Below are 1,585 nucleotides of genomic sequence, written 5' to 3' on the forward strand. Positions count from 1 at the left end.
CCCTGCACCTCGACCCCGGCGGCACGGAGGGTGGCTGCACCACCGGCCGCGGCGGGGTCCGGGTCCTCCACGGCGTGCACGACCCGGCCGACCCCGGCAGCGAGCAGCACCTCGGTGCACGGGCCCGTCCGTCCGGTGTGGGAGCAGGGCTCGAGGCTGACGACGGCGGTCGCCCCCCGGGTCTCGGCCCCCGCCTCCTGGGCGGCACGCACCGCCGCGGGTTCGGCGTGAGGTGTCCCGGCGCCACGGTGCCACCCCTCCCCCAGCACCTGGCCGGCCGGGGAGAGCAGGACGCAGCCGACCCGCGGGTTCGGGCCGTGGGCCGGCCCACGGCGAGCCAGCTCGAAGGCGCGGCGCATGGTGGGGATGAGGTCAGTGGTGGCCAGACCTGCGGTGTCCGACGCCGTGGTGCCCGGCCCCGTGGGCCCGCCCTCGCCCGTGCTGTCCATGCGTGCCCACCTCCGGTGCGCTCAAGGCTCCGGGGTGTGCACGACGGGACGCCGCGACACGACGTCGCGCCGGTGCGGGCTCGACGGCCTGTACGACGGACGTCACGTGCTTCCTCCCATCCGGACTTTCACCGTCGGTCCTGGAGTTTCACCAGGTCAACCGGTCCTGACGCCGTGAGGCGCCCTGGACCGGGTCGCGGACTGTCACCGCCGGCTCGGACTTTCACCGACCCCGGAGCACGTACGTGTTCTGCGCCAAGTCTGCCACAACGCTCCTGCTCGCACGGACCTATCCGTGCGCGTGCGCCGCCCTGGCGCTCTCGCGCAGCTCGTCGATCGCCCCGGCGGCGTCCTCGGCCCCGTACACGGCCGAGCCCGCCACGAAGACGTTGGCGCCGGCCTCGGCGGCCCGCTCGACGGTCTCGGCCGAGATGCCGCCGTCGACCTGGACCCACACGTCGAGCCCGGCCTCGGTGATCGCGTGGCGGGTCCGACGGATCTTGGGCAGGGTCGCGTCGAGGAACGACTGGCCGCCGAAGCCGGGCTCCACGGTCATCACCAGCAGCATGTCGAGCTCGGGGAGCAGGTCGACGAAGGGCTCGACGGGGGTCGCGGGGCGCAGGGCCATCCCGGCCCGTGCGCCGAGGCGTCGCAGCTCCCGGGCCAGCCGGACCGGCGCCTGGGCGGCCTCGGCGTGGAAGGTGACCGAGGCCGCGCCGGCCTCGGCGAACCCGGGGGCCCACCTGTCCGGGTCCTCGATCATGAGGTGGGTGTCGATCGGGACCGGCGAGACCTGGACCAGCCGCTCCACCACGGGCAGCCCGAGGGTCAGGTTGGGCACGAAGTGGTTGTCCATGACGTCGACGTGCGCGTAGTCGGCGGTGCTGATCCGGCCGAGCTCCCCGGCGAGGTCGGAGAAGTCGGAGGCGAGGATGCTCGGCGAGACGAGGATGTCCATGGGCTCAGTCTCCCGCGTCGGTGGTCGTGCCGTCCTGGGGACGGCGCCGCAGCAGCGCGAGGAACATCGCGTCGGTGCCGTGCACGTGCGGCCACAGCTGGACGTGGGGCCCGGGCCCCAGCGGCAGCTCGGCCCCGGCGACGGCACGCACCGCCTCGCGCGCGTCGAGCTGGTCGAC

At 74.7% G+C, this 1,585-nt stretch carries 2 protein-coding genes and 1 riboswitch; both genes read right to left on the bottom strand.

Annotated features, from left to right (window positions below):
- Positions 1 to 449, bottom strand: a 449-nt coding sequence (locus L0B03_RS17585) for a bifunctional diaminohydroxyphosphoribosylaminopyrimidine deaminase/5-amino-6-(5-phosphoribosylamino)uracil reductase RibD (protein ID WP_374205023.1), incomplete at its 3' end; no start/stop codon positions are given.
- Positions 450 to 551: 102 nt separating this feature from the next.
- A riboswitch (FMN riboswitch) is annotated at positions 552 to 694 on the bottom strand.
- 44 nt (positions 695 to 738) lie between these two features.
- Positions 739 to 1,407, bottom strand: a complete 669-nt coding sequence (gene rpe / locus L0B03_RS17590) for a ribulose-phosphate 3-epimerase (RefSeq protein WP_250448271.1) — start codon at positions 1,405 to 1,407, stop codon at positions 739 to 741.
- Positions 1,408 to 1,585 lie beyond the last annotated feature (178 nt).

The sequence above is a fragment of the Actinotalea sp. C106 genome, assembly GCF_023630195.1.
In the GTDB taxonomy this organism is placed as follows: domain Bacteria; phylum Actinomycetota; class Actinomycetes; order Actinomycetales; family Cellulomonadaceae; genus Actinotalea.